At 45.2% G+C, this 1619-nt stretch carries 3 protein-coding genes; 1 reads left to right on the forward strand and 2 read right to left on the reverse strand.

Annotated features, from left to right (window positions below):
* The coding region (locus tag R8269_RS23950) for a serine dehydratase beta chain (protein ID WP_318222748.1) at nt 1-103 on the reverse strand (103 nt) is incomplete at its 3' end.
* 158 nt (nt 104-261) lie between these two features.
* Between R8269_RS23950 and R8269_RS23955 the strand changes: the two genes are divergently transcribed.
* Nucleotides 262-1104: a YdcF family protein gene (locus R8269_RS23955; RefSeq protein ID WP_318222746.1), complete on the forward strand. Its 843-nt coding sequence runs from the start codon at nt 262-264 to the stop codon at nt 1102-1104.
* Here the strand turns inward: R8269_RS23955 and R8269_RS23960 are convergent.
* Nucleotides 1094-1619, reverse strand: a 526-nt coding sequence (locus R8269_RS23960) for a hypothetical protein (RefSeq protein ID WP_318222747.1), incomplete at its 5' end; no start/stop codon positions are given. The two genes, R8269_RS23955 and R8269_RS23960, sit on opposite strands and share 11 nt — an antisense overlap.

Consider the following 1619-nt stretch of genomic DNA (forward strand, 5'->3'; position numbering starts at 1 on the left):
CGCTAAGTAGTTGAGTGAAATGGAATCCGGCGAGCATAGGACCGTTAGTGTGGGAGCTGGATGGCCCAACACCGACCTTAAAAATATCGAAAATCGACAGCATAATTGACTTCCTTCAGCAATGAACCTTTCATAGGTCTCTAGAACAATGTTGTTAACTAGATGTTAAGGCCTGTAAGGCGGTTGGCAAAGAAGATTTTTGTAACTATGCCAAAGACCACACAACAGTGACTTTGTCGCAGGGAAAATTGAGAGAGAAGTATGAAGTTAGGTAACGTGGTCATCGTACTAGGTAAGCGATTGGTTAATAACCAATTGAGTGCCGAAGGCATCTCGAGAGTCGAAGCACTAGCCGCTAAGATCCGCGAAATACCAATGGAGAATACTGCTCTCGTATTTTGTGGTGGAAAAACGCAAGGACAAAGCATTTCGGAAGCAGACGCTATGTATGCATATTTTCAGACCCTGAATACGTCGCTGGCCAAGCCTTTTCCGACAAGCCAAATTCTGCTTGAAAATCGCTCTTTGAATACGTTTGAAAACATGCGAAATGCAGCGAAAGTTCTGTGTGAAAGCGGTTTATTTCCGTTACCGTCTCAAGCGGCGGTTGAGGTCATTTTGCTATCAAACGCCTATCATCTTGAGCGCATATTAGAAATTCAAACGCTAATGGATGAGCAAGGCTTACTGCGCGTGCTCAAATCTCAATGTGCGTCCGTGGGTTTAGACTTACACATTTCTCTAGATATTCAGAAGCACATTAGCGTGCCATACCCACATCAAGGGCCACAGGCAGAAGCGTTTCTTTTACTTGATGAACTGACGACGTATCGAGTGTATCTAGAGGGCGTTAAAAGTGGGGCATTTCAACGAGATTTAACTAGCGTTCGAGCACAGCCTTTGCTGCGGGCTAAACAAGCAATAAGTCAACTTCGCGCTTTACCGTTAGAAATGGATGTTTTGCAGCAAATTGCGGAAATGAAAAAGGCCATCGAAATGACGGCCTTTGATGAATCGGTTGCAACAGCAGAGCGAGCATTGGAAGTGTTTCATCCCATTTTAACTGCGCTCAATCGCCGTTTAGATCCCGAGTCTATTCAGTGATTTCGCGTCGCATACGAACAGCACTCAACGCAATCAGGCAGTAGCAAAGCAGCTCCATGCCTTCTTCCGAAATGTTCTTAACATCGCGGATGTAGCTTTCATTCATGACTTGTTGCCAGAAGCTTCCCATGCCGTAAAGGCGAGAGAAAACAAGCAGTAGAACCACGGCACCAATCAAGAGCTTCATGTGCGGAACTTGTAGAATGCGTGCCATTTCGTTCACTGTACCTTTACCACTTTGGTAAGCTTTTGCACAAGCCAGAGCAGTGACGGTTAACGCAGGGAATACCCACGATCCGTGACGGATCATATCCATCCAGTAGTCCAGTTCGCGAATGATCAACACAGCGAAGAAGCCGGAAATCAAAATAGCGGCGTGTTTAACTTGTTCTTCTTGCTTAGAAAGTTGGAAGAACGACCATGAAGCAATCGCCAGCATGATCACTTGTAAGGTTTCAGTGATAGAGACTTCACCCAAACTTGATCCCAATACTACGTAATGAAGACGAATACTC

Source organism: Vibrio sp. Vb0667 (assembly GCF_033391095.1).

Bases quoted from the DNA above. Each gene is read 5' to 3' on its own strand.
- R8269_RS23955 (WP_318222746.1), top strand. From the start codon at position 262: ATGAAGTTAGGTAACGTGGTCATCGTACTAGGTAAGCGATTGGTTAAT.